The organism is Streptomyces sp. NPDC047043 (assembly GCF_040644055.1).
Lineage (GTDB): Bacteria > Actinomycetota > Actinomycetes > Streptomycetales > Streptomycetaceae > Streptomyces.
In genome coordinates, this window is sequence record NZ_JBEYVO010000005.1 from 334,374 (window position 1) to 356,373 (window position 22,000).

Below are 22,000 nucleotides of genomic sequence, written 5' to 3' on the forward strand. Positions count from 1 at the left end.
GCGCGGGGGTGGCCCGTGATGGCGATCATGGGTGTTCGGGGGCCCCGGACGGGGCAGTGATCCGTTCACTCCCCCGTGCAAGGGGGCTGCGGGCGCCCCCGCCGCACGCCGTAAGGTTGGGTGGTCAAGCGAGGGCACGTCGGAAGGAGGCCTGGGTGATCGAGCTCGAGGGGGTTCCCGAGCTGATCGACCCGGTCATGGTGGCCGCGTTCGAGGGCTGGAACGATGCCGGCGACGCCGCCTCCACCGCGGTCGCGCATCTGGACAGGGAGTGGAAGGGCGAGGTGTTCGCGGCGCTGGACGCCGAGGACTACTACGACTTCCAGGTGAACCGCCCCACAGTGTGGATGGACGGCGGCGTGCGCAAGATCACGTGGCCGACGACAAGGTTGTCGGTGGTGCGGGTCGGCGGCGAGAAGCCGCGCGACCTCGTGCTCGTCCGGGGCATCGAACCGTCGATGCGGTGGCGCTCGTTCTGCAACGAACTGCTCGGCTTCGCACACGAGCTGGGCGTGGAGCTGGTCGTCATCCTCGGCGCCCTGCTCGGCGACACCCCGCACACCCGCCCGGTTCCGATCAGCGGCACCACGTCCGACGCGGACCTGGCGCAGCGCATGGACCTGGAGGAGACCAAGTACGAGGGCCCCACGGGCATCGTCGGCGTCCTGCAGGAGGCGTGCACGCACGCGGGCGTACCCGCGGTGTCGCTGTGGGCGGCCGTACCGCACTACGTGTCGCAGCCGCCGAACCCCAAGGCGACGCTGGCCCTGCTCAACCGCCTCGAGGACCTGATCGACGTGCGCATCCCGCTGGGCGAGCTGCCCGAGGACGCGCGCGCCTGGCAGGTGGGCGTGGACCAGCTGGCCGCCGAGGACAGCGAGGTCGCCGAGTACGTGCAGACGCTGGAGGAGGCCCGGGACACCGCGGAGCTGCCGGAGGCGTCGGGCGAGGCGATCGCCCGCGAGTTCGAGCGGTATCTGCGGCGCAGGGACGGACGGACGAAACCGCCGAAGCCGCCGAGGCCGGGAATCGACGACGAAGAGTCGTCGGAGGAATGAACGCTTGAATCACTGAGGGCGGTGCGCATGAGGCGCACCGCCCTTCTTTTTCGTCCGAGTCGGCGTCAACTGGCGCCCGTGTCCCGTCAGTTGCCAGTCGCCTCTGCAGCATTTGGCCGGATTGCTACGTGACATCTACTTCAGGACGGATTGCACACGGTACCCAATTCAACTTGTTTTCAAACCGAGTTGGTGAAGACGGTCTGGACGCCTCGCCGACGGCGTGCTTGGTTGTGCACCGATGGCCACCCGCACGGACCGAAGGGAGCGGTACCCGATGAGCGACCAGGTACAGCCGGCGCAAGGGCCGGGAACGTCCGGGCCGGGGCCCGACGGCGCGGGATTCACCTATCGAGGAGCCGAGCAGGAACTGATCGTCGTCGCCCGCCCCGAGGCCCGGCTGCGCGCCCAGGCCGAGGGCGTCCGCTCGGCGGCGGGGGCCGACGTCTCGTCGCTGAACATGTTCCTCAGCGACGAACAGCTGGCGCTGGAGCCCCTGTTCGGCAGCGAGGAGCGGCTGCAGCAGCAGACCGCGGCCCCGGGCGACGGGAACGTGCCCGACCTCGCGATGTTCTACCGGGTGCGCGGCGGCGAGAGCCGCGCCCAGGAGCTGCGCTCGCGGATCGCCGCGCTGCCGGGGATCGAGACGGCGTACGTGAAACCGGGCGCCGTACCCGCCTCCCTGGGGCAGGTCGGGCAGAGCGCCGACGACAGCCGGCGGCTGAAGGAAGGCGCGCCCGTCACGCCCGACTTCAGCAGCCGGCAGGGCTATCTGCGTCCCGCGCCCGAGGGGATAGACGCCCACTGGGCCTGGCAGCGCCCCGGTGGGGCGGGTCAGGGGGTGACGGTCATCGACGTCGAAGGCGCCTGGCAGTTGGGCCATGAGGACCTGGCAGCCAAGCTGGCCGGCGTCGTGGTCGGCACCCCGCTGTCCGATCTCGCCTGGCGCAACCACGGCACCGCCGTGATCGGCGTGATCGGCGGTGACCTGGGCGAGTACGGCGTGAACGGCATCGTGCCGGAGGCGGTGACCGCGGCCGCGTCCTTCCAGGGCATCGGCACGGCGGCCGCGATCCACGCGGCGGCCGAGCGGCTCGGCCCCGGCGACGTCGTACTGATCGAACTCCACCGACCAGGACCGCGGTTCGAGTACGCCGAGCGTGACGACCAGCGCGGCTACATCGCGATCGAGTGGTGGCCGGACGACTTCGCGGCCATCCGGTACGCCACCGCCAAGGGCGTCCTCGTGGTCGAGGCGGCCGGCAACGGCTCCGAGTCGCTCGACGACGCGGTCTACGAGCGCCGCCCCGACGAGTTCCCGGAGTGGTGGCGCAACCCGTTCAACCCCTCCAACCAGTCCTCCGGTGCCGTCGTGGTCGGCGCGGGCGCACCGCCGCCCGGCACGCACGGCCGCGATCACGGCCCGGACCGGTCGAGGCTGGCGTTCTCCAACTACGGCGCCCGTGTGGACGCGCAGGGCTGGGGACGCGAGGTCACGACCACCGGCGGCTTCTGGGACCGACCCGGCGATCTGCAGGGCGGGCCCGAGGAGATCGCCTGGTACACGGACACGTTCTCCGGGACCTCCTCCGCCTCCCCGGTGGTGGTCGGCGCACTCGCCGCACTGCAGGGCATGCTCAAGTCGGCGGCCCAGCAACCGATGTCCCCGGAGCGCGCCCGGGAGGTGCTGCGGGCCACGGGCTCCCCGCAGCAGGACGCACCGGGCCGGCCCGCCTCCCAGCGGATCGGCAACCGGCCCGACATCAAGGCGGCGGTCACCCATCTGCTGCCGCAGGCGGTCGGCTCGGGCCAGGCCGAACGGTACTGGGACGAGCTGCTGCCCTACCCCCGTGAACTCCCGCCGAGGCTACGGCTGTTCGTGGCCGGCGCCTGGCGCAACCTCAACCACCCGTCCCCCGAGATCCGCCAGGCGGTGCACTCCGCCTTCGCGGGGGGACGGCCCGACGTCCGGGTGTGGTTCTCGGACGACGAGATCGTCGGCCTGGTCGTCACGGGCTGACGCAGCGCAACACAGCAAGAACCAACCCATCAAGGCAAGTCCATCAAGGGAAGGTGACACCCGCATGAGCACCACCCCGCAGATGAGCCAACTGGGACAACAGCAAGGCCAGCAGTTCCCGAGCACATCGCCCTACCAGCAGTACCAGCAGCAGCCGTTCGGGCAGCAGCAGGGCTACGGCCAGCAGCAGCCGTTCGGACAGCAGCAGCAGCCGTTCGGGCAGCAGCAGGGCTACGGCCAGCAGCAGCCGTTCGGACAGCAGCAGCCCATGGGTATGGGCATGGGCTCGCTGGAGCAGCTCCAGCAGCTCGGCCAGCAGCAGCCCTTCCAGCAGCTGCTCCAGCAGCTCGGGCAGCAGCAGGGCTACGGCCAGCAACAGCAACAGCAGGTCGAGCAGCAGGTGCAGCAGCAGCTCCACCAGATCCAGCAGATCGCCGTGCAGCACGCCCAGCAGCAGGTCCAGTCGCAGGTGCTGCAGGCCGGCATCGCGGACGGCTACATCGACGTCGTCCAGCCGCTCCCGGGGCAGCCCAGCCTGATCGCGCTGCGCATCCAGGGCCAGTTCAGGATCTTCGCCAACCCGAACCCGCAGACCCACGACCAGGTGCAGGAGGCCTTCGCCTTCGGCCACCAGGTGGTCGGTATCTGGGACTCGGGCTCCCCGAACGTCCTGCGCAGCATCCAGGTCCGCAGGATCTGACAGTCACCGGGTAAGACGAGGGGCGCTTCCACCCGCGGGGAGGAAGCGCCCCTTCTCGGTGCCCGGCGTGGTTACAGGGCCACGCCCAACAGAGCGTCCACGGCACGCGATACGACACCGGGGGCCCCGATGTCCGTGCCGCCCTGCTCCTCCTGCTGTCCGGCCCAGCGGTCGACAGCGGCGAGCGCGGCCGGGGCGTCCAGGTCGTTCGCGAGGGCCTCGCGGATCTCCTCGACGAGGGCCTCGGCGGGCGGTCCGTCGGGCCGGGAGACGGCGGCGCGCCAGCGGCCGAGCCGGGCCAGGGCGTCCTCGAGGACCTGGTCGGTCCACTCCCAGTCGGAGCGGTAGTGGTGGGCGAGCAGCGCCAGCCGGATCGCGGCCGGGTCCACCCCGTCGCGCCGCAGCTTGGACACGAACACCAGGTTGCCCTTGGACTTGGACATCTTCTCGCCGTCCAGGGCGACCATGCCGGCGTGCACATACGCCTTGGCCATGGGGAACTCGCCGGTCAGCACCTGAGCGTGCGAGGCGCCCATCTCGTGGTGCGGGAAGGCGAGGTCGGAGCCGCCGCCCTGCACGTCGAAGGTCATCCCGAGGTGGTCCAGGGCGATGGCCACGCACTCGATGTGCCAGCCGGGGCGGCCGCGCCCCAGTGAGCCGCCGTCCCAGCTGGGCTCGCCCTCGCGGGCGGCCATCCACAGCATCGGGTCGAGCGGATTCTTCTTGCCCGGGCGGTCCGGGTCGCCGCCACGCTCGGCGGACAGCTGCCGCATGGCGGCCGCGTCGAGGTTCGAGACCTTGCCGAAGTTCGGGTCGGACTCGACGGAGAAGTAGATGTCGCCCTCGAGTTCGTAGGCGGCACCGGCGTCCCGCAGCCGCTCGACGAGCGGCACGATGCCGGGTATCGCCTCGACCGCGCCTATGTAGTGCTGCGGGGGCAGCATCCGCAGGGCGGTCATGTCCTCGCGGAAGAGGGCGGTCTCCTTCTCGGCGAGGGCGACCCAGTCGACGCCGTCACGGTGCGCCCGCTCGAGCAGCGGGTCGTCGACGTCGGTCACGTTCTGGACGTAGTGAACCTGCCGCTTGGTGTCGAGCCACACGCGCTGAACGAGGTCGAACGCGTTGTAGGTCGCCGCGTGCCCCATGTGGGTCGCGTCGTACGGCGTGATGCCGCAGACGTAGAGACGGGCGACGGGACCGGGGTCAAGGGAGACCAAGCCACCGGTCGCGGTGTCGTGGATCCTCAGGTCGCGGCCCTGACCAGGCAGGGCGGGGACCTCGGAAGCGGGCCAGGCATGCATGTCATGAGCCTAACCGGACGGAAGTTCCGTATACGAACCGGACCGGGCCGGATGGCCGGTAAGGCGGTCTTGCGCGGTACCGCACGGTGTGCACGCGGGTACCGGACAGTGTCCTCCTACACGGGCGGCCACGGAATGGCGGGCCAGTCGCCACTCGGCTCGGGGTGCTTCCCCGACTTCAGCAGCGCCTCCACACGCGCACGCGTGGCGTCCAGCTCGGGGCCGGTGATCAGCCCGGACAGCCGCCCGGCCAGCGCTCCCTGCGCCGCCAGGCCTTCCTGGAGGGCCTTGAGGACGTCGATGGCCTCCGGCTCCAGCGGCTCTCCCGCCCACCCCCACAGGAGCGTCCTGAGCTTGTTCTCCGTGTTGAAGGTCACCCCGTGGTCGATGCCGTACAGCCGGCCCCCGGTGGTGGGCAGCAGGTGGCCGCCCTTGCGGTCCGCGTTGTTGATCACGGCGTCCAGGACCGCGAGCCGGCGCAGCCGCTCGTCGTCGGCGTGCACCAGCAGCGCCGTCCGCCCCTCGCCGACCTCGGCGAAGCCGATCGCCTTCCAGCCGGGCTCGGGCTCCTCACCGTCGACCAGGGCGAGCAGCTCGGGGGCGTCGTCCTCGGCGGACACCTCGATCCACTGCTGGACCATGCCCTCGCCGTACGGTCCCTCGCGCAGCACGGTGGGCGGCACGAGCCCCCAGCCGGTCGCCTCGGAGACCTCGTACGCGGCCACCTCGCGCCGGGCGAGATTGCCGTCCGGGAAGTCCCACAGGGGCCGCTCGCCGGCGACGGGCTTGTAGATGCAGGCCGCCTCCCGGCCCTCGTGCGAGACGGTGCAGTACAGCGCGGCATTGGATGCGTCGCGGATCCGGCCGCGCACGGTGAGCTCGCCGTCGGCGAGCAGTTCGACGGGCGTCACGCTCCGCGGCGGTATCCGTTCTGGCGCGGACATACGTGTCCTTCCGGGTCCAGCGGGAGGCTGCACAGCGGGCACGGCGGCCGCCCGGCGTTGACGACGTCGAGGGCGCGCTTGGCGAAGGCTCTCGCCTGCGTGCCGGTCAGCCGGACCCGCAGCATCGGGGGCCCGTTCTCCTCGTCCTGCAGCAGGCGCTCCTCGGCCTCGGCGAGGTCCTCCTCGGAGTCGGCGTCGAGCTCCACGAGGGCCTGCGCCTCGACGATCATGCGCTGCTCCTCGCCGTCCCAGGCGAGGGCCATGGTGCCGACCCTGAACTCCTCCTCGATGGGGGTGTCCAGGGGTTCGGTGTCGGAGATCTCGGTGGGGGCCACGGCGGGGACGGCGGCATTGCCGCCACTGCGCCGTACGACCTCGTCGAGCAGCTCGTCCATGCGTTCGGCAAGGGCGGCGACCTGCGTCTTCTCCAGGGCCACGCTGGTCACCCGGGAGCCTGCGATGGCCTGGAGGAAGAACGTACGGCGTCCGGGCAGTCCGACCGTGCCGGCCACGAAGCGGTCCGGAGGGTCGTAGAGGAACACCTGACGGGACACGTCCTGTCTCCTGGAGTCGTGGATGGGTTCGGCGCTACTGCGACCGCTTCACCCTACTGCGCCCGACGATCACGGTGCGCCCGCACCGCCCCCGACCGTGGCGTCTCCTGCCGGGGGTTCCTCGCGGGGCGCCAGGGAGGCGAAGTCACCGGTGTCACCGAGGCGGACGAGGAACGGCCTGAGACGGGTGTAACGGATCGCGGTGATGGAACACGGTTCAACGGAAACCCTCTGGAAGAGGTCGAGATGAAGTCCGAGTGCGTCCGCGACGAGGGACTTGATGATGTCGCCGTGCGAGCACATGAGGTAGACGGCGTCTGCGCCGTGGTCGCGCTCCACGCGCGCGTTCCACTCGCGTACGGCCTCGGCGGCGCGGGTCTGCATCGCCCGCATCGACTCGCCGCCGGGGAAGGCGGCGGCCGACGGGTGCGCCTGCACGACCTCCATCAGCGGCTCGTCCTTGAGCTCGGCGAGCTTGCGGCCGGACCAGTCGCCGTAGTGGCACTCGCCGATCCGTTCGTCGAGGTGGGCGGTGAGTTCCGGCCGGGCCGCCAGCAGGGGGCCGATGGTCTCCTGGCAGCGCTGCAGCGGGCTGCTGACCACCTCGGAGATGGGCAGCGCGGCGAGCCGCCCGGGCAGAGCGGCGGCCTGCGCGGCCCCGCGCTCGTCGAGGGCGACACCGGGCGTCCACCCGGCGAGCACCCCCTCGGTGTTGGCGGTGGAACGTCCGTGCCGGACCAGGATCAGCGTGGGCATGCGGCCCAGGGTAGGCATACGCCCGCTCGCCGTGGGGCCCGCGAGGAAGGGGAACACGCTCCGTGATCGTCGACTGTGCCATCTACGCCGACGGGCACCGCATGGAGGGCCCGGAGGACTTCTCCGACGCCCTGGAGGAGGCGCGCGGTGCGGGCGGGTTCGTCTGGATCGGGCTGCACGAGCCTTCGGAGAAGGAGTTCGACCTGGTCACCGAGGAGTTCGGGCTGCACCCGCTGGCCGTCGAGGACGCCCTGAAGGCCCACCAGCGGCCCAAGCTCGAGGTGTACGACGACTCGCTGTTCCTCGTGCTCAAGCCGGTCGTGTACGAGCCCGACAGCGACCAGGTCTCCACGGGTGAGGTCATGGTCTTCATCGGGGACTGCTTCGTGGTGACCGTCCGCCACGGCGAGGGCTCCCCGCTGGGGGCGGTTCGCAAGCGCCTCGAGCAAGAGCCCGAGCTGCTCGGGAAGGGCCCCACGTCAGTGCTGTACGCGATCTCCGACGCCGTCGTCGACCACTACCTGGACGTGGCCACCGAGCTGCAGACCGACCTGGAGGAGCTGGAGGCGGAGGTCTTCTCGCCGGACGGCGGGGGCTCGCGTCACACCGCGTCCCGGATCTACACCTTCAAACGGCAGGTCCTGGAGTTCCGCCGGGCGACCGGACCGCTCACGCTGCCGCTGACCCGCCTCGTCGGCTCGGGCCCGTCCGGCGGGACGGTGCCCTTCGTGAACGAGAAGGCGCGGCCGTTCTTCCGCGACGTCAGCGACCACCTCGCCCGCGTGAACGAGTCCGTGGAGGGCCTGGACCGGCTGGTCTCGGACATCCTGTCGGCGCATCTGGCGCAGATGAGCGTCCGGCAGAACGACGACATGCGGAAGATCTCCGCGTGGGCGGCCATGGCCGCTGTCCCCACGATGATCGCGGGGATCTACGGCATGAACTTCGACCACATGCCGGAGCTGCACTGGCTGTGGTCGTACCCTGCGGTGATCGGGGCGATGGTCGCCCTGGAGATCCTGCTGTACCGGCTGTTCAAGCACCGGGGCTGGCTCTAGGCGAACTCCGGGGCGGCGCTCGCCGGTCCGCCGAGCGCGTCCCGGCGCTCGGGCATCCTCAGGCTCACCATCCGCCGCCAGCCCGCGAACCGCTCGTAGGCGTACACGGCGTGGATGCCGGCCGCGAGCACCGCCGCCTTGGCCCTCGGCCAGCCGAGGATGCGGCCCATGTGGTCCATGACGGCGAGGCTGACGTCGCGGTAGATGCGGATCTCGGCGAGCGCGCACTCCCGCAGCGTGTGCTGGATTGCGCGGCCGTGCCCGCCCTGCGCGAAGCGCAGCAACTCCTCGTGGCAGTAGGCGAGATGGTTGTCCTCGTCGCCGGAGATCATCTTCACCGCGCGGCCGATGTCGGGGTGGTCGGCGAAGTGCTTGCGCAGCAGGTCCATCTGCTCGGAGGCGCGCTGCTCGGTGACCCGGCTGTGGGCGAGGTAGGTGACGATGTCCTGCACGGTGAGCGGCTCGTCGCTCTTGAGCTTCTCGTGGGCGAGGCCGATGCCGTGCTTCTCCAGAAGCATCGTGTAGTCGGTCTCGGGCGGTACCGGGACGGGTTTCAGGCCGCGTTTCTTCATCAGGGCGTTGAAGATCCGCCCGTGCTTGTCCTCGTCGGCGCCGTGCCGGGTGATCTTCGGGGCCAGTTCTCGTTCGCTCTGCGGCACCAGCGCGGCGATCCGGGCGTTCTCCCAGCCGCCCTGCGACTCCCCGCTGGCCGCGATGGAGCAGAACAGCGCGAAGGACTCGTCGTCGTCGAGGATCTCCTGGAACAGACTCTTGGCCGAAAGCATCGTGTTCACCTCTCCGCAGGATTCCGCCGGATTCCGCAAAGAACGAGTCAAATGCGGCAAGAGAGGTGCTGCAACAGCTGTGTCCGACAACTCCGCCAAAAGGAGGACCCACCGGGTAGGGCCGGGTGCGTAACCGCGCGGGCGCGGGCGCGTTGTTCTGCGTGACGGCCGTGGCGGGGAAGACCCCCGAGCCCCCACCACGGCCGTAGAAAAATCTCCTCGCCCCGCTTCCTGTGTTACGCCAGTCCGGCGCGCTCCAGGGCCTCGGTGCCGGCGCGGAGGGAGGCGATCCGCTCCTCCAGCGTGAAGCCCGCCGGGTTGAGGCTCAGGGTGGTGACACCGGCCGCCGCGTACGCCTGCATCCGGTCCGCGATGCGGTCCACGGAACCGAGCAGCGTCGTCTGGTCGATCAGGTCGTGCGGGATCGCGGCCGCGGCGCCCTGCTTGTCGCCGGACAGGTACTTCTCCTGGACCTCGGCGGCCGCCTGCTCGAAGCCCATGCGCTGGGCGAGCTGGTTGTAGAAGTTCTGCTTGGCGCTGCCCATCCCTCCGACGTACAGCGCGGTGTAGGGGCGGAAGGCGTCGGCGAGCGCAGGGACGTCCTTGTCCTCGCCGACGGCGAGCGGGAGCGTCGGGTGGACGTCGAAGCCGTCCATCGTCTTTCCGGCCTTCTCCCGCCCCGCGCGCAGGTACTTGATCGTGGTCTCCTCCAGGTGCTCGGCGGAGGGGAAGATCAGCAGGGCGCCGTCGGCGATCTCGCCGGTCTGCTCGAGGTTCTTGGGGCCGATCGCGGCAATGTACAGCGGGATGTGCTCGCGCTCCGGGTGCACGGTCAGCTTGATCGGCTTGCCCGGGCCGCCGGGCAGCGGCAGCGTCCAGTGCTCGCCGTCATAGGACAGCCGCTCGCGGGTCATCGCCTTCCGTACGATCTCGACGTACTCACGCGTGCGTGCCAGCGGCTTGTCGAACTTGACGCCGTACCAGCCCTCGGAGACCTGCGGGCCGGAGACGCCGAGGCCTAGGCGGAAGCGGCCACCGGACAGCGAGTCCAGGGTGGCGGCGGTCATCGCGGTCATCGCGGGCTGACGGGCCGGGATCTGGAAGATCGCCGAGCCGACGTCGATGCGCTCGGTGTGGGCGGCGACCCAGGAGAGCACGGTAGCCGCGTCCGAACCGTAGGCCTCGGCGGCCCAGCACACGGCGTACCCGAGGCGGTCGGCCTCCTTGGCGACCTCGAGGTTGTCCGCGTCCATTCCGGCACCCCAGTAGCCGAGGTTGATCCCGAGCTGCATGGCCGATCCCCTTACCGATCAGTAACGTCCCTGTTCGGGAGACCCTAGCGCGTGGAAACTGGTTGTCCACAGGCCCCCACACCGTAGGTTCGGGCCAGTAATCTCGGCGTTCATGGAGCAGAGGTATCTCGGCCGGACCGGCCTTCGCGTGTCCCGAATCGGACTCGGCACGCTCACCTGGGGCAGGGACACCGACGAGCACGACGCCGCGGACCTCTTGAAGACGTTCTGGGAAGCGGGCGGGACCCTCGTCGACACGGCCGACGTGTACGGCGACGGGGAGGCCGAGTATCTGCTCGGACGCCTGATAGAAGGCCTGGTCCCGCGCCGGGACCTGGTGATCTCGACCAAGGCGGGCAGCGTTGCGGACCCGGACCGCCGCGTCGACGGCTCGCGCGGGCATCTGCTCTCCGCGCTGGACGCCTCGCTCGCCCGGCTCGGCACGGACTACGTCGACGTGTGGCACATCCACGCCTTCGACCCGTACGCCCCGCTGGAGGAGACCCTCCAGGCCCTCGACCTGGCGGTCAGCAGCGGGCGGGCGCGCTATGCGGGTGTCTCCAACTTCTGCGGCTGGCAGCTCGCGAAGGCGGCGACATGGCAGCTCGGGGCGCCGGGCGTGCGGACGCGGCTGGCGAGCACGCAGATGGAGTACTCGCTGCTGCAGCGCGGCGTGGAGCGCGAGGTGCTGCCGGCCGCGCTGGACCTGGGCATCGGCCTGCTGCCGTCCTCGCCGCTGGGCCGTGGGGTTCTGACGGGCAAGTACCGGGGCGACGCCATGCCCCCCGACTCGCGGGGCGCCTCGGAGCACCTGGCGCCGTTCGTCGCGCCGTACCTCGACGACACGGCGAGCCGCATCGTGGACGCGGTCCAGACGGCGGCCGACGGCCTTGCGGTGACGCCCCTTCAGGTCGCCCTCGCGTGGATCCGCGACCGGCCCGGAGTGGCCGCGCCCGTCATCGGTCCGCGCAACGCACAGCAGCTCACGGCGGCATTGTCAGTGGAGGCCCTTAGTCTTCCTGACGAGATCTGCCGGGCGCTCGACGATGTGTCGGCGCCCCTGCACCGCTACCCCGATCACGACTGGAGCACGCTGTGAGCACGGACCCCGAGACCACGGAGGAGACCGAGCCGGAGGGCACCGCCGGGGAGTCTGCGGACGGGACCGCGGAGTCCGGCGCCGGCGGCGAGGGGGAATCCGCGCCCCAGTTGTCCGAGGCCGAGGCCGAGTTGGCGGCTCAGCGGTTGGAGCGGGAGCGGATCGAGCGGCGGAAGGCCGAGAAGAAGGGGCCCGTCGAGGCGGGCACCAAGCTGAGCGGCAGGGCCGCCGACCTGCTGGCCGCCGTCCGCGCCGTGGAGAGCGGCGAGAAGCCGGTGGCCACCGTCTTCGCCGACCCCGAGCCCGCTCCGCGCCGCCCGGCTCCCGAGCCGGTACGGCGTCCGCAGCCGACACCGGCGGCCGTCGCGCCCGCGGCCCCGGCGGCGGACGCCGTCGACGCGGTGCGGGCCGTGCTGACCGAGGGCGGCGCACCGGAGGCGCTCGCCGCACAGGTCGCCGCCGCACTCGGCGAGGGCGCGGACGAGCAGCTCCGCGCCGACCCCTGGCTGCTGTTGCGGGTCGGCGGCGTACGGATCGAGCACGCCGACGGTTTCGCGCGCGCGCTGCTCGGCGCCGAGGCCGGACCGGACGACGAGCGACGGGGACGGGCGCTGACCGGTTGGCTGCTGGAGCAGGCGGCGCTCGCCGGGCACACGGCGCTGGAGATGCCGGCGCTCACCGCCGCGCTGGCCCAGCGTGGCGTGCCGGATGCCGACGAGGCGGTGCAGAGTGCCGTCGCGGAGGGCGAGGCCCTGGTCTTCCAGGACGCCCTCGACCCGCGCGCGCCGCAGCAGGAGGAGCCCGAGGAGGGTGCGGAGGGCCAGGAGCGGCCGGTCCGGATCCTCGTCGGCCTGGAGCGGTACGCACTCGCCGAGGAGAGCCTCGCCGACGGCCTGGCCCGGCTGATCAACTCCGTGCCCAAGGAAGGCGGTTCGGCCACGGCCTGGGAAGGCACGGTCACCGCTGCGGGCGACTTCGCCGGCGACCTGGCCCGTGCGGTGGCGGACCACGGCCTGGTGCTGCACACCGGCGGGCAGGCGTCCCTGGACGAGCCCGCGGCCCTGGTGCAGGAGGCGCACCGGCAGGGGCTGCGCGTCTGCGCCGCCGCCCACACCCCGCACGGCCAGGGCCACTTCGCCGCCCGGCTCGCCATGCTCCACCTGCCGGACTCCCCGCCGGCCGACGGGCCCGCCATCACCACCGTCGCCGCCCTGCTGTCCGGCGCCGAGGGGCCCGGCCGGGACGCGGAGGGCGCGCTGGCCGTCGATCTCCTCGTCGTGGTGGACGCTCCCCAGCTGGATGTGGAGACGGCGGCCCTGCTCGTCGAGTCCCTCCCGGACGGCGCCCGACTGGTGCTGGCCGGGGACCCCGAGGTGCTGTGGTCCGCGGGACCGGGGCGGGTGTTCGCGGATCTGCTGGCGGCGCGGGTCTGCCCCCGGATCGCCTCGCGCCGGCCCGACCCCGGGCCCCTGGGCGAGCTGGTCTCCGGCATCGGCATCGGCGAGCTGAGCCAGGTGGCGGCCCCGCAGAACGAGGTCGTGATCGTGCCGGTGCGGGACGCGGGCGAGGCCGTGCACCGGACCGTCCAGCTGTTCACGGACTCGGTGCCGAGGGCGATCGGCGTCCCGGCCGACGAGACCGTGGCGATCACCCCGGGCCACGGCGGCGCGGCCGGCACGCGCGCGCTCAATGCAGCGCTGAAGGAGCGGCTCAACCCCGGCCCCGGCCGCTTCGGCGGCTTCGACCCCGGCGACCGGATCGCGTACTCGCCCGCCCCGGGCCGCACACTGCCGGGCAAGGCGGTGAAGGCGGACGCCGAGGGACTGCACCTGACGTGTTCCGGCTACCCCGTGGTGGTACCGAAGGACCGGGTGGAGCAGTCCGTACGGCACGGCTGGGCCCTGACCGCACACCAGGCCGCCGGCAACACCTGGCGCGCGGTGGTCGCGGTGCTGCCGGGCGACGCCGTACAGGCACTCAGCCGCCCCTGGGTCTACACCGCATTCAGCCGCGCCGCCTCTCACCTCTCCGTGGTCCACGGCGCAGAACAGGCCCTCCCCCGAGCCGTGGCAGAAATCCCGGCAAAGCCCCGCACGACCCGCCTGCCGGTCCTGCTGGCAACCCAACTGCCGACGGCCGGCTGACCGCACTCACGCACGGCGGCGGCGTTCCCGGACGATCTCCGTGAACGCCGCCGCCGTGACAGCCGATGCCGGCCGCGCGCTAGCGCTCCGCGTCCAACGGCTCCAGATCCTCGTCACCGTCCAGATCCGCATCGAGGTCGTCCTCGAGATCCTCGTCCGCACCGCCGATACCGTCGTCGTCGATCTCGTCGTCGAAGACCGCGCTCACGTCGAAGCGGCAGACCACACCCTGCGGATCGATCTGCTCGAACGGCGCCTCCAGCCACTCGCCCGGCTCGGACGGCTCCTCCGTGGCCGTGACCCAGAGCGTGGAGTCGCCCTCCTCCAGCCCGAACTCCTTGTGCCGCGAGGCGATCTCGTCCGGTTCGAACTCGCCGAACAGCAGGCCCAGCGCCCCGTGGATCGTGCCGGAGGCCTGCGCGCCCGTCCCCTCGTCGTCCGCCGCCTCGACCCGCTCCGCCTGCGCCAGCAGCCGCTGCGGCTCCACCACGGCGTAGTCACGGCGGATCAGCACACTCAGCGCGTTCGGTTCCTCGGGTCCCGTGTACGGCGGCAGGCCGTCCTCCGCACCGGGGATCTCGAAGGGGGTGACCTCGTCATAGCGGTCGTAGAGCAGCTCGTCGTACGCCTCGGCGGCCGCCGCCAGCTGGTTGAACGCCTCGTAGACGGCCGGGTCGTCCTCCCCGGACCTGCGTTCGACCGCGGCCAGGTGGCGGTCGAGCGCGGTCTTGACCGCCTCGGCGGCGGCGCGTACCTCGGCAGCGGTGGGCTGCGCAGCATCAGACATAGTGCAGACGCTATCCGTACCGGGCCCCAGCCCGCACAATAGATGCGATGCCGGAATACGAATTTGTCGACGTGTACGTACCTCGCGGGGTATCCCGCAAGGACGCCACACGTCTACTGACGGACCATGCCGAGTACGGACACTGGGAGTTGGACCGCCTCAGTCTGATGCGGGACGGCAGCCGCAGGGTGCGGTTGCGCCGACGGATCATCCGCCAGGTGCGCGCCACGTGGTGAGCTGAGGCCAGGACGGAAACGGACCGAACCGAGGACGGAATCGACTCGAACGGAGCGGGCCCCGCGTCGGCGGGGCCCGCTCCGTTTTCTACGCACCGTCGGGGAAGTCACCGGTGCTTTGCGTGGACATGGGCCGGCATGGGCCGGTTACGCCGCCGCCCGTGCCTTGCGGTACAGGACCGCGCCCGCCAGCAGCGCCCCGGCGCCGACCGGGAGCACGACGCCCACCGGGAGGTCGCTGCCGGTGTGCGCGAGCTGCGCGGTGCCCCGGGGCTGGCTGACCGACTGGGCGCCCGGGTGGTTGACCTGCGAGGAGCCCCCCGGCGTAGTGCCGCCCGCGGTGGGCGGCGTGCTCGGGGTGCCGGGGTGACCGGGCTCCGTGGGGTTGCCCGGGTGCTCCGGGTTGCCGGGGTGGCCCGGCTTCCCGGGCGGCGTCGTCTCGTGGCCGCCTCCCGGAGGCGTGGTGTGCCCGCCGCCCGAACCGCCGCCGTTGGTGCAGTCGTTGCCCTTGGCGGCGTTGCCGACCCCGACGACGCTGACGCTGTTGCCGCACACGTTGACCGGCACGTCGACCGGCACCTGGACGTGGTTGCCCGAGCCGATGCCGGGCGAGTCACTGGCGTGCCCGTCGGCCTGGGACCCGCTGCCGGACGAGCCGCTCCCGGAGGATCCGCTGCCGCCGCCGTGGTTGGAGCAGTCGTTGCCGATCGCCGGGTTGAGGATCCCGACGACGTTGACCGTGTTGCCACAGACGTTCACCGGCACATGCACCGGGGCCTGCACCGTGTTGCCGGACAGTACGCCGGGCGAGTCCGAGGTGGAGCCGCTCGCGCCCGAGTCGGCGTGGGCATAGCCGCTCGCGGCGGCGAGCACGCCGGTCGCGGCAGCCACGGTCATCAGGCCCTTGCGGGTGACGTGTCGCATTGCTGAATTCTCCCTGCCTTCATTCCTGACCTGGAATTGCGCGCAGAATCTCGCGCAAAGGCCGGTCGGCCCCGGAATGCATGGAGCGCACTCCGGAGCCGACGGGCGAGAACGACCCTCAGGGGGTCGACGTCACTTGTTGACGCAGGTGTTGCCGAAGGCGGGGTTCAGCAGCCCGATCACCGAGATCGTGTTGCCGCAGACGTTCACCGGGACGTGAACGGGCGCCTGAACGACGTTGCCGGACGCGATACCCGGGGAGTGCACCGCAGCACCCTGAGCACCGGCGTCGGCGACAGCGAGGCCCGCACCCGCGAGAACCAGACCGCCAGTGGCAGCCGCAGCGGCGACGACCTTCTTGATCATTATTCCTCCTTGTTGGCAAAAGCGATCCCGTGTTGCTGATCGCATTACCTGTAACGAGGAGGAAGTAATGGAGCTACGAGCTGATGGTCGCATTCACTCTTCTCGGGCCCGCTCCGTACGCGCTGCCGATTACGAAGGTCACGACGCGTCGATGAAGCGGTCGAGCACGCGCACGCCGAACTTCAGGCCGTCGACCGGCACCCGCTCGTCGACGCCGTGGAACATGCCGGCGAAGTCCAGCTCCGGCGGCAGCTTGAGCGGTGCGAAGCCGAAGCCGCGGATACCCAGGTCGTCGAAGGACTTGGCGTCGGTGCCGCCGGAGAGCATGTACGGGATCGCCTTCGCGGCCGGGTCCTCGGCGAGCAGCGCGGACTGCATGGCGTCGACCAGCGCCCCGTCGAAGGAGGTCTCCAGGGCCTTGTCGGAGTGCACGTCCGAGCGCTGCACCTTGGGTCCGAGGATCCGGTCGAGGTCGGCGAGGAACTCCTCCTCGTGCCCCGGCAGGAACCGCCCGTCGACGTGCGCGGTGGCCTCGCCCGGGATCACGTTGACCTTGTAACCGGCGCCGAGCTGCGTCGGGTTGGCGGTGTTGCTCAGGGTCGCGCCGATGAGCTTGGCGATGCCGCCGAGCCGGGCGAGCGTGCCCTCCATGTCCTCGGGGTCCAGCTGGGTGCCGAGCGCGTCGCCGAGTTCGTCGAGGAAGGCCCGGGTGGTCTTGGTCACCCGCACCGGGAACTTGTGCCGCCCGAGCCGGGCGACGGCCTCCGACAGTTCGGTGATGGCGTTGTCGCGGTGGATCATCGAGCCGTGCCCGGCGGTGCCGGCCACGGTCAGCTTCATCCAGTGCATGCCCTTCTCGGCCGTCTGGATCAGATAGAGCCGCCGCTGCTCGCTCACGGTGAACGAGAACCCGCCCACCTCGCTGATCGCCTCGGTGACGCCCTCGAAGAGGTCGGGGTGGTTGTCGACGAGGTGCCGCGCACCGTACGTGCCGCCGGCCTCCTCGTCGGCGAGGAACGCCAGGACGATGTCGCGCGGGGGCCTGCGCCCGCTGCGCAGCCGGTCGCGGACGACCGCCAGCGTCATCGCGTCCATGTCCTTCATGTCGACGGCGCCCCGCCCCCACACGCATCCGTCGGTGACCTCGCCGGAGAAGGGGGGGTGGGTCCAGTCGTCGGCGTTGGCCGGTACGACGTCGAGGTGGCCGTGGATGAGCAGCGCGGGCCGCGACGGGTCCTCGCCCTCGATGCGGGCCACCGTGGAGGCCCGGCCCGGGTGCGACTCGAAGATCTGCGGTTCGAGACCCACCTCGGCGAGCTTCTCGGCGGTCCACTCGGCCGCCTTGCGCTCGCTCGGACCCGAGTGGTCGCCGTAGTTGCTGGTGTCGATCCGGATCAGCTCGCGGCAGAGGTCCACGACCTCGTCCTCGCCGGTGACGGTCCTGGCCGTGTCCGTGTCGCTCACGCTGCTTCCTCCCGCTGTCACTGCTGGTGGTTCCCTTCATCCTCCTCTGTCTCCTGCCCTGTCCCAAGAGCGGACCCGGTCCGTCACACGCCGTTCACGACAGGACCTCGGGCGCGACGGGGGGTGATCGGGGACCCTGCGAAAGCCTGGTAATGTTTCCTTCGTCGCCGCGGGGGAAACCCCGCACGACAGACACCTTGTCCGGGTGGCGGAATGGCAGACGCGCTAGCTTGAGGTGCTAGTGCCCTTTATCGGGCGTGGGGGTTCAAGTCCCCCCTCGGACACCAACCGGAAGCCCCGGCCGCTGAGCGGCCGGGGCTTTCGCGTAGGCGTTCTGGACACTGTCGGACCGGTGGGACCGGGCGGCCCCGGGGACCGCCCTCACCCACGGTGTGGGGCATCTCTCCCCGGAGTGAAGAGCGCAGGTCACGGGGTGTCGAGGGAGTCCTCGCGGCCCCCGAACGGCCCTTCCGAGTAGCCGATCAGGCAGCGCGAACCTAGCTTCGTACTAAAATTTCCGGCTTGTTACGGAGCTGGAGGAGGACAACCCCAGGCAGACCTGCGGGCCCGCCAGCGCCCCGGAGGCTTCCGGGATCGAGACGCGAGGACCGATGGCAGCCATACACGAGAGCAGCGCTCTCGGCCTGCTCGACGAAGAGCTCAGCGCTGAGATCCACCAACAGTTCGGCGACACCGCACGTTTTTCCGGAGGTCAGGCGGCCTCCCCGCGCACGCTCGTGGACATCTTCGACGCGTCCGTGCGGTCGTACCCGGACGAACTCGCACTGGACGACGGCTCGGTCCGTCTCACCTACCGTGCGCTGGCCGCCGAGGTGGAGCAGCTGCGCCGGAGCCTGGCCGCCGCGGGTGTCGGCCTCGGCGACCGCGTGGGCGTCCGTGTCCCCTCCGGTACCAATGACCTCTACGTCGCCATCCTGGCCGTGCTCGCCGCCGGTGCCGCCTATGTCCCCGTGGACGCCGAGGACCCGGACGAGCGGGCCGAGCTGGTGTTCGGGGAGGCGGACGTGCGGGCCGTCATCGGTGCCGGGCACGAGTTGACCGTCAACGGGCGCAGCGAGGTGCCCGCCGCCCGTCCCGGGACCGGGCACGACGCGTGGATCATCTTCACCTCGGGTTCGACCGGGAAGCCCAAGGGCGTCGCGGTCAGTCACCGCAGTGCCGCCGCGTTCGTGGACGCCGAGGCCGCGCTGTTCCTCACGGACGACCCCGTCGGTCCTGGTGACAGGGTCATGGCTGGTCTGTCGGTCGCGTTCGACGCGTCCTGCGAGGAGATGTGGCTGGCGTGGCGGTACGGGGCCTGTCTGGTGCCGGTGCCCCGCTCGCAGGTCCGCAGCGGTGCCGATCTCGGGCCCTGGCTGGTCGAGCAGGAGATCACCGTGGTGTCCACGGTCCCGACGCTCGCCGCGCTCTGGGAGCCGGAGACCCTCAACGACGTACGCCTGTTGATCTTCGGTGGCGAGGCCTGTCCGCCGGAGCTGGCGCAGCGGCTGGTGACGGAGGGGCGCGAGGTCTGGAACACGTACGGGCCGACGGAAGCGACCGTCGTGGCCTGTGCATCGCTGATGTCCGGTGCGGAGCCGATCCGGATCGGGCTGCCGCTGGACGGCTGGGAACTGGCCGTCGTCGACGAGGCCGGGGAGCCCGTGCCGATGGGCGGCAGCGGGCAGCTGGTGATCGGTGGCGTGGGGCTCGCGCGGTACCTGGACGCCGAGAAGGACGCCGAGAAGTACGCGCCGCTCGAGTCGCTGGGCTGGGAGCGGGCGTACCGCAGCGGTGACCTCGTCAAGGCCGAGCCCGAGGGCCTGATCTTCCTCGGGCGTGCCGACGAGCAGATCAAGCTCGGCGGGCGGCGGATCGAGCTCGGTGAGGTGGATGCCGCGCTGCAGGCGCTGCCCGGTGTCGCGGGCGCCGCTGCCGCCGTGCGCACCGCCCGCAGCGGCAATCAGCTGCTGGTCGGTTACGTCGTCACCCAGGACGGCTGGGACCATGCGACGGCCGTGGAGAAGCTGCGCGCCGAGCTGCCGGCCGCGCTCGTGCCGCTGCTGGCGCCCGTGGCGGACCTGCCGACCCGGACCAGCGGCAAGGTCGACCGCAACGCCCTGCCCTGGCCCCTGGAGGGTCTGGAGACCGGCGGTCCGGCCGAGCAACTCTACGGCACCGAGGCGTGGCTGGCCGAGCAGTGGGCGGAAGTCCTCGGCATCCCGGTCACCAGCGCCCGTGACGACTTCTTCGCGATCGGCGGCAGCAGTCTGGCCGCCGCCCAGCTGACCACGCGGCTGCGCACCCGCTACCCGAGCGCCGCCGTCCTCGACATCTACCAGCAGCCGACCCTGCGCAAGCTGGCCCGCCGGCTGGAGGAGTCGGTACAGGACGACGGTGCCTCCCGGGTGGTCGCGCCGGTTCCGGTCCGGGCCCAGGTGATCCAACTGCTCGTCCTGGTGCCGCTGTTCACCCTGCTCGGGCTGCGCTGGACGGTCGCGCTCGCCGCGGCCGGGAACCTGCTGCCCGCCCACTCCTGGCTGCCGACCGCCCCTTGGTGGCTGATCGCGGCCGGTGCCGTGGCGCTGTTCAGCCCGCCCGGACGGCTCGCGATCGCCGCGGGCGGCGCGCGGCTGCTGCTGCGTGGCGTTGAGCCCGGCCGGTACGCACGTGGTGGCAGCGTCCACCTGCGCCTCTGGGCCGCCGAGCGGCTGGCCGAGTTCAGCGGGGCGACCTCGCTGACCGGGTCCTGGCTCGAGCGGTACGCGCGGGCGCTGGGCGCCAAGGTCGGACAGGACGTCGACCTGCACTCGCTGCCGCCGGTCACCGGTCTGCTGAAGCTGGGCCGGGGTGCGGCCGTGGAGTCCGAGGTCGACCTGTCCGGCTGGTGGCTGGACGGCGACCGCCTGGAGATCGGCGCGGTCAAGGTCGGCGCGCATGCCACCGTCGGCACCCGCAGCATTCTCTTCCCCGGCGCTCGCGTGGGCAAGCGGGCCGAGGTGGCCCCCGGCTCGGCCGTCACCGGGCAGATTCCCACCGGTCAGCGCTGGGCGGGCGCGCCCGCGGTCAAGCTGGGCAAGGCCAAGCGGAACTGGCCCAAGGAGCGCCCGCAGCGCGGCACGTACTGGCGGGTGATGTACGGCCTGACGGGCCTCGCGCTCTCCGCGCTGCCGCTGCTGGCCGGTGCCGCCGCGTTCCTGGTGGCGCACGCCCTCATCGACCCGGCCGCGCCCCTGCGCGGTGCCGCGCTCGCCCTCGTCCCGGCCACGCTGGCCTTCGGGGCGGCGTACGCGCTGCTGATCCTCGTCGCCGTACGGCTGCTGAGCCTCGGCCTGCGCGAGGGCACGCACCCGACGCACAGCCGGATCGGCTGGCAGGCCTGGACGGTCACGCAGCTGATGGACCGCTCCCGCGAGACCCTCTTCCCGCTGTACGCCGGGCTGGTCACGCCGGTGTGGCTGCGGCTGCTCGGGATGCGGATCGGGCGGGGCGCCGAGGTGTCCACCGTGCTGGCGCTGCCGAGTCTCACGACGGTCGGCGAGGGCGCGTTCCTGGCCGACGACACGCTGACGGCGCCGTACGAGCTCGGTGGTGGCTGGATGCACATCGGGCGTGCGGAGATCGGGCGGCGGGCGTTCCTGGGGAACTCCGGGATGACCGCGCCGGGGCGGAGCGTCCCGGACGGCGGGCTGGTCGGTGTGCTGTCGGCGACGCCGAAGAAGGCGAAGAAGGGCAGCTCGTATCTGGGGCTGCCGCCGGTGAAGCTGCCGCGGAACGCGGAGAGGGGTGACCAGAGCCGGACGTACGATCCGCCGGCCCGGCTGCTGTGGGCGCGGGGTCTGGTGGAGCTGTGCCGGATCGTGCCGGTGTTCTGCTCGGCCGCGATCGCGGTCGGCACGGTCGCCGTGCTGTGCCTGCTCGGGCCCTGGGCTCCGCTGCTGTCGGGGCTGGTGCTGCTGGCTGCCGGTGCCGTGGCCGGGCTCGTGTCGTTCGTCGCGAAGTGGCTGCTCGTGGGGCGGCACCGCACCGGGGAGCACCCGCTGTGGAGCGGCTTCGTGTGGCGCAACGAGCTCGCGGACACCTTCGTCGAGGTCGTGGCCGTGCCCTGGCTGGCCGGTTCCGTGCCGGGTACGCCGGTGATGACGGCCTGGCTGCGGGGTCTCGGTGCGCGGATCGGCAAGGGTGTCTGGGTCGAGAGCTACTGGCTGCCGGAGACCGATCTGGTGACCCTGGAGGACGCGGCGACCGTGAACCGCGGCTGCGTGCTGCAAACCCACCTCTTCCACGACCGGATCTTGCGGACGGATACTGTTGTTCTCCGTGAGGGCGCCACGCTGGGCCCTGGCGGGATCGTGCTGCCCGGCAGCACGGTCGGGGCCCGTACGACACTGGGTCCCGCGTCGCTCGTCATGGCCGCGGAGTCCGTCCCGGACGACACCCGCTGGCTCGGCAACCCGATCGAGGCATGGCGTCCCTGAGCGCCGGCCACTCGGAGTCGGTGAGCGGTGCACC

The 22,000-nt window shown here is 71.6% G+C and carries 18 protein-coding genes and 1 tRNA gene; 9 read left to right on the forward strand and 10 right to left on the reverse strand.

The annotated features are described in order from the left end of the window. Nucleotides 1–155 precede the first annotated feature (155 nt). The 3 genes from ABZ880_RS10580 to ABZ880_RS10590 all read left to right on the forward strand — a co-directional run bounded on the left by ABZ880_RS10580 (nucleotide 156) and on the right by ABZ880_RS10590 (nucleotide 3,778). On the forward strand, nucleotides 156–1,058 hold the full coding sequence (locus ABZ880_RS10580; protein ID WP_361259872.1) for a PAC2 family protein: 903 nt from the start codon (nucleotides 156–158) through the stop codon (nucleotides 1,056–1,058). A gap of 277 nt (nucleotides 1,059–1,335) precedes the next feature. Then, nucleotides 1,336–3,078 carry a S8 family peptidase gene (locus ABZ880_RS10585; RefSeq protein WP_361259874.1) on the forward strand — a complete coding sequence of 581 codons (1,743 nt, stop codon included), beginning with the start codon at nucleotides 1,336–1,338 and terminating at the stop codon, nucleotides 3,076–3,078. A gap of 64 nt (nucleotides 3,079–3,142) precedes the next feature. Further along, nucleotides 3,143–3,778: a hypothetical protein gene (locus ABZ880_RS10590; RefSeq protein ID WP_361259876.1), complete on the forward strand. Its 636-nt coding sequence runs from the start codon at nucleotides 3,143–3,145 to the stop codon at nucleotides 3,776–3,778. Nucleotides 3,779–3,849: 71 nt separating this feature from the next. On the opposite strand, the gene mshC is transcribed toward ABZ880_RS10590, so the two are convergent. The 4 genes from mshC to ABZ880_RS10610 form a co-directional block, all read right to left on the reverse strand. After that, nucleotides 3,850–5,079 carry a cysteine--1-D-myo-inosityl 2-amino-2-deoxy-alpha-D-glucopyranoside ligase gene (mshC, locus tag ABZ880_RS10595; RefSeq protein WP_361259878.1) on the reverse strand — a complete coding sequence of 410 codons (1,230 nt, stop codon included), beginning with the start codon at nucleotides 5,077–5,079 and terminating at the stop codon, nucleotides 3,850–3,852. Nucleotides 5,080–5,195: 116 nt separating this feature from the next. Then, a complete protein-coding gene (locus ABZ880_RS10600; RefSeq protein ID WP_361259880.1) occupies nucleotides 5,196–6,023 on the reverse strand; it encodes an SCO1664 family protein in 828 nt (275 codons plus the stop codon). Beyond that, nucleotides 5,987–6,577, reverse strand: coding sequence for a DUF3090 domain-containing protein (locus tag ABZ880_RS10605; RefSeq protein ID WP_361259882.1), 591 nt, complete (start codon nucleotides 6,575–6,577; stop codon nucleotides 5,987–5,989). The genes ABZ880_RS10600 and ABZ880_RS10605 overlap by 37 nt, the downstream gene beginning before the upstream one ends. A 69-nt stretch (nucleotides 6,578–6,646) precedes the next feature. Beyond that, nucleotides 6,647–7,333 carry a histidine phosphatase family protein gene (locus ABZ880_RS10610; RefSeq protein WP_361259883.1) on the reverse strand — a complete coding sequence of 229 codons (687 nt, stop codon included), beginning with the start codon at nucleotides 7,331–7,333 and terminating at the stop codon, nucleotides 6,647–6,649. A gap of 62 nt (nucleotides 7,334–7,395) precedes the next feature. On the opposite strand from ABZ880_RS10610, the gene corA reads away from it, so the two are divergent. Next, nucleotides 7,396–8,391, forward strand: a complete 996-nt coding sequence (gene corA / locus ABZ880_RS10615) for a magnesium/cobalt transporter CorA (protein ID WP_361259885.1) — start codon at nucleotides 7,396–7,398, stop codon at nucleotides 8,389–8,391. On the opposite strand, the gene ABZ880_RS10620 is transcribed toward corA, so the two are convergent. Both ABZ880_RS10620 and ABZ880_RS10625 read right to left on the reverse strand, forming a co-directional pair. Beyond that, nucleotides 8,388–9,176 carry a ferritin-like domain-containing protein gene (locus ABZ880_RS10620; protein WP_361259957.1) on the reverse strand — a complete coding sequence of 263 codons (789 nt, stop codon included), beginning with the start codon at nucleotides 9,174–9,176 and terminating at the stop codon, nucleotides 8,388–8,390. The genes corA and ABZ880_RS10620 overlap by 4 nt on opposite strands. Before the next feature lie 236 nt (nucleotides 9,177–9,412). After that, a complete protein-coding gene (locus ABZ880_RS10625) occupies nucleotides 9,413–10,468 on the reverse strand; it encodes an LLM class F420-dependent oxidoreductase (protein WP_361259887.1) in 1,056 nt (351 codons plus the stop codon). A gap of 112 nt (nucleotides 10,469–10,580) precedes the next feature. On the opposite strand from ABZ880_RS10625, the gene ABZ880_RS10630 reads away from it, so the two are divergent. Both ABZ880_RS10630 and ABZ880_RS10635 read left to right on the forward strand, forming a co-directional pair. Further along, the gene (locus ABZ880_RS10630; protein ID WP_361259889.1) at nucleotides 10,581–11,567 is read left to right on the forward strand and encodes an aldo/keto reductase; all 987 of its coding nucleotides are present in this window, start codon (nucleotides 10,581–10,583) and stop codon (nucleotides 11,565–11,567) included. After that, nucleotides 11,564–13,711 carry a helix-hairpin-helix domain-containing protein gene (locus ABZ880_RS10635; RefSeq protein ID WP_361259891.1) on the forward strand — a complete coding sequence of 716 codons (2,148 nt, stop codon included), beginning with the start codon at nucleotides 11,564–11,566 and terminating at the stop codon, nucleotides 13,709–13,711. Before ABZ880_RS10630 ends, ABZ880_RS10635 begins: the two co-directional genes overlap by 4 nt. Nucleotides 13,712–13,790: 79 nt before the next feature. Here ABZ880_RS10635 and ABZ880_RS10640 read toward each other — a convergent pair whose 3' ends face one another. Continuing rightward, nucleotides 13,791–14,498, reverse strand: coding sequence for a hypothetical protein (locus ABZ880_RS10640; protein ID WP_361259893.1), 708 nt, complete (start codon nucleotides 14,496–14,498; stop codon nucleotides 13,791–13,793). A gap of 47 nt (nucleotides 14,499–14,545) precedes the next feature. Here ABZ880_RS10640 and ABZ880_RS10645 point away from each other — a divergent pair, with 47 nt between their 5' ends. After that, a complete protein-coding gene (locus tag ABZ880_RS10645) occupies nucleotides 14,546–14,734 on the forward strand; it encodes a DUF5703 family protein (RefSeq protein ID WP_007380901.1) in 189 nt (62 codons plus the stop codon). Nucleotides 14,735–14,881: 147 nt separating this feature from the next. Here the strand turns inward: ABZ880_RS10645 and ABZ880_RS10650 are convergent, their stop codons facing one another. From ABZ880_RS10650 to ABZ880_RS10660, 3 genes are all read right to left on the reverse strand, one after another. Further along, nucleotides 14,882–15,658 carry a chaplin family protein gene (locus tag ABZ880_RS10650; protein WP_361259895.1) on the reverse strand — a complete coding sequence of 259 codons (777 nt, stop codon included), beginning with the start codon at nucleotides 15,656–15,658 and terminating at the stop codon, nucleotides 14,882–14,884. Nucleotides 15,659–15,790: 132 nt separating this feature from the next. Beyond that, the gene (gene chpH, locus ABZ880_RS10655) at nucleotides 15,791–16,024 is read right to left on the reverse strand and encodes a chaplin ChpH (RefSeq protein ID WP_361259897.1); all 234 of its coding nucleotides are present in this window, start codon (nucleotides 16,022–16,024) and stop codon (nucleotides 15,791–15,793) included. A gap of 138 nt (nucleotides 16,025–16,162) precedes the next feature. Then, complete coding sequence (locus ABZ880_RS10660; protein ID WP_361259899.1) at nucleotides 16,163–17,488, reverse strand: M20/M25/M40 family metallo-hydrolase; 1,326 nt, start codon at nucleotides 17,486–17,488, stop codon at nucleotides 16,163–16,165. Nucleotides 17,489–17,687: 199 nt separating this feature from the next. Here ABZ880_RS10660 and ABZ880_RS10665 point away from each other — a divergent pair. Together ABZ880_RS10665 and ABZ880_RS10670 are read left to right on the forward strand one after the other, a co-directional pair. Next, nucleotides 17,688–17,775: transfer RNA gene (locus tag ABZ880_RS10665), tRNA-Leu, on the forward strand. A gap of 324 nt (nucleotides 17,776–18,099) precedes the next feature. Beyond that, nucleotides 18,100–21,966, forward strand: a complete 3,867-nt coding sequence (locus ABZ880_RS10670) for a Pls/PosA family non-ribosomal peptide synthetase (protein WP_361259901.1) — start codon at nucleotides 18,100–18,102, stop codon at nucleotides 21,964–21,966. Nucleotides 21,967–22,000 lie beyond the last annotated feature (34 nt).

Excerpts from the sequence above, each read along its gene's own strand:
- ABZ880_RS10625 (WP_361259887.1), bottom strand. The coding sequence starts at position 10,468 with ATGCAGCTCGGGATCAACCTCGGCTACTGGGGTGCCGGAATGGACGCG.
- ABZ880_RS10590 (WP_361259876.1), top strand. The coding sequence starts at position 3,143 with ATGAGCACCACCCCGCAGATGAGCCAACTGGGACAACAGCAAGGCCAG.
- mshC (WP_361259878.1), bottom strand. The coding sequence starts at position 5,079 with ATGCATGCCTGGCCCGCTTCCGAGGTCCCCGCCCTGCCTGGTCAGGGC.
- ABZ880_RS10645 (WP_007380901.1), top strand. The coding sequence starts at position 14,546 with ATGCCGGAATACGAATTTGTCGACGTGTACGTACCTCGCGGGGTATCC.
- chpH (WP_361259897.1), bottom strand. The coding sequence starts at position 16,024 with ATGATCAAGAAGGTCGTCGCCGCTGCGGCTGCCACTGGCGGTCTGGTT.
- ABZ880_RS10650 (WP_361259895.1), bottom strand. The coding sequence starts at position 15,658 with ATGCGACACGTCACCCGCAAGGGCCTGATGACCGTGGCTGCCGCGACC.
- ABZ880_RS10610 (WP_361259883.1), bottom strand. The coding sequence starts at position 7,333 with ATGCCCACGCTGATCCTGGTCCGGCACGGACGTTCCACCGCCAACACC.
- ABZ880_RS10630 (WP_361259889.1), top strand. The coding sequence starts at position 10,581 with ATGGAGCAGAGGTATCTCGGCCGGACCGGCCTTCGCGTGTCCCGAATC.
- ABZ880_RS10670 (WP_361259901.1), top strand. The coding sequence starts at position 18,100 with ATGGCAGCCATACACGAGAGCAGCGCTCTCGGCCTGCTCGACGAAGAG.
- ABZ880_RS10600 (WP_361259880.1), bottom strand. The coding sequence starts at position 6,023 with ATGTCCGCGCCAGAACGGATACCGCCGCGGAGCGTGACGCCCGTCGAA.
- ABZ880_RS10640 (WP_361259893.1), bottom strand. The coding sequence starts at position 14,498 with ATGTCTGATGCTGCGCAGCCCACCGCTGCCGAGGTACGCGCCGCCGCC.
- ABZ880_RS10585 (WP_361259874.1), top strand. The coding sequence starts at position 1,336 with ATGAGCGACCAGGTACAGCCGGCGCAAGGGCCGGGAACGTCCGGGCCG.
- ABZ880_RS10620 (WP_361259957.1), bottom strand. The coding sequence starts at position 9,176 with ATGCTTTCGGCCAAGAGTCTGTTCCAGGAGATCCTCGACGACGACGAG.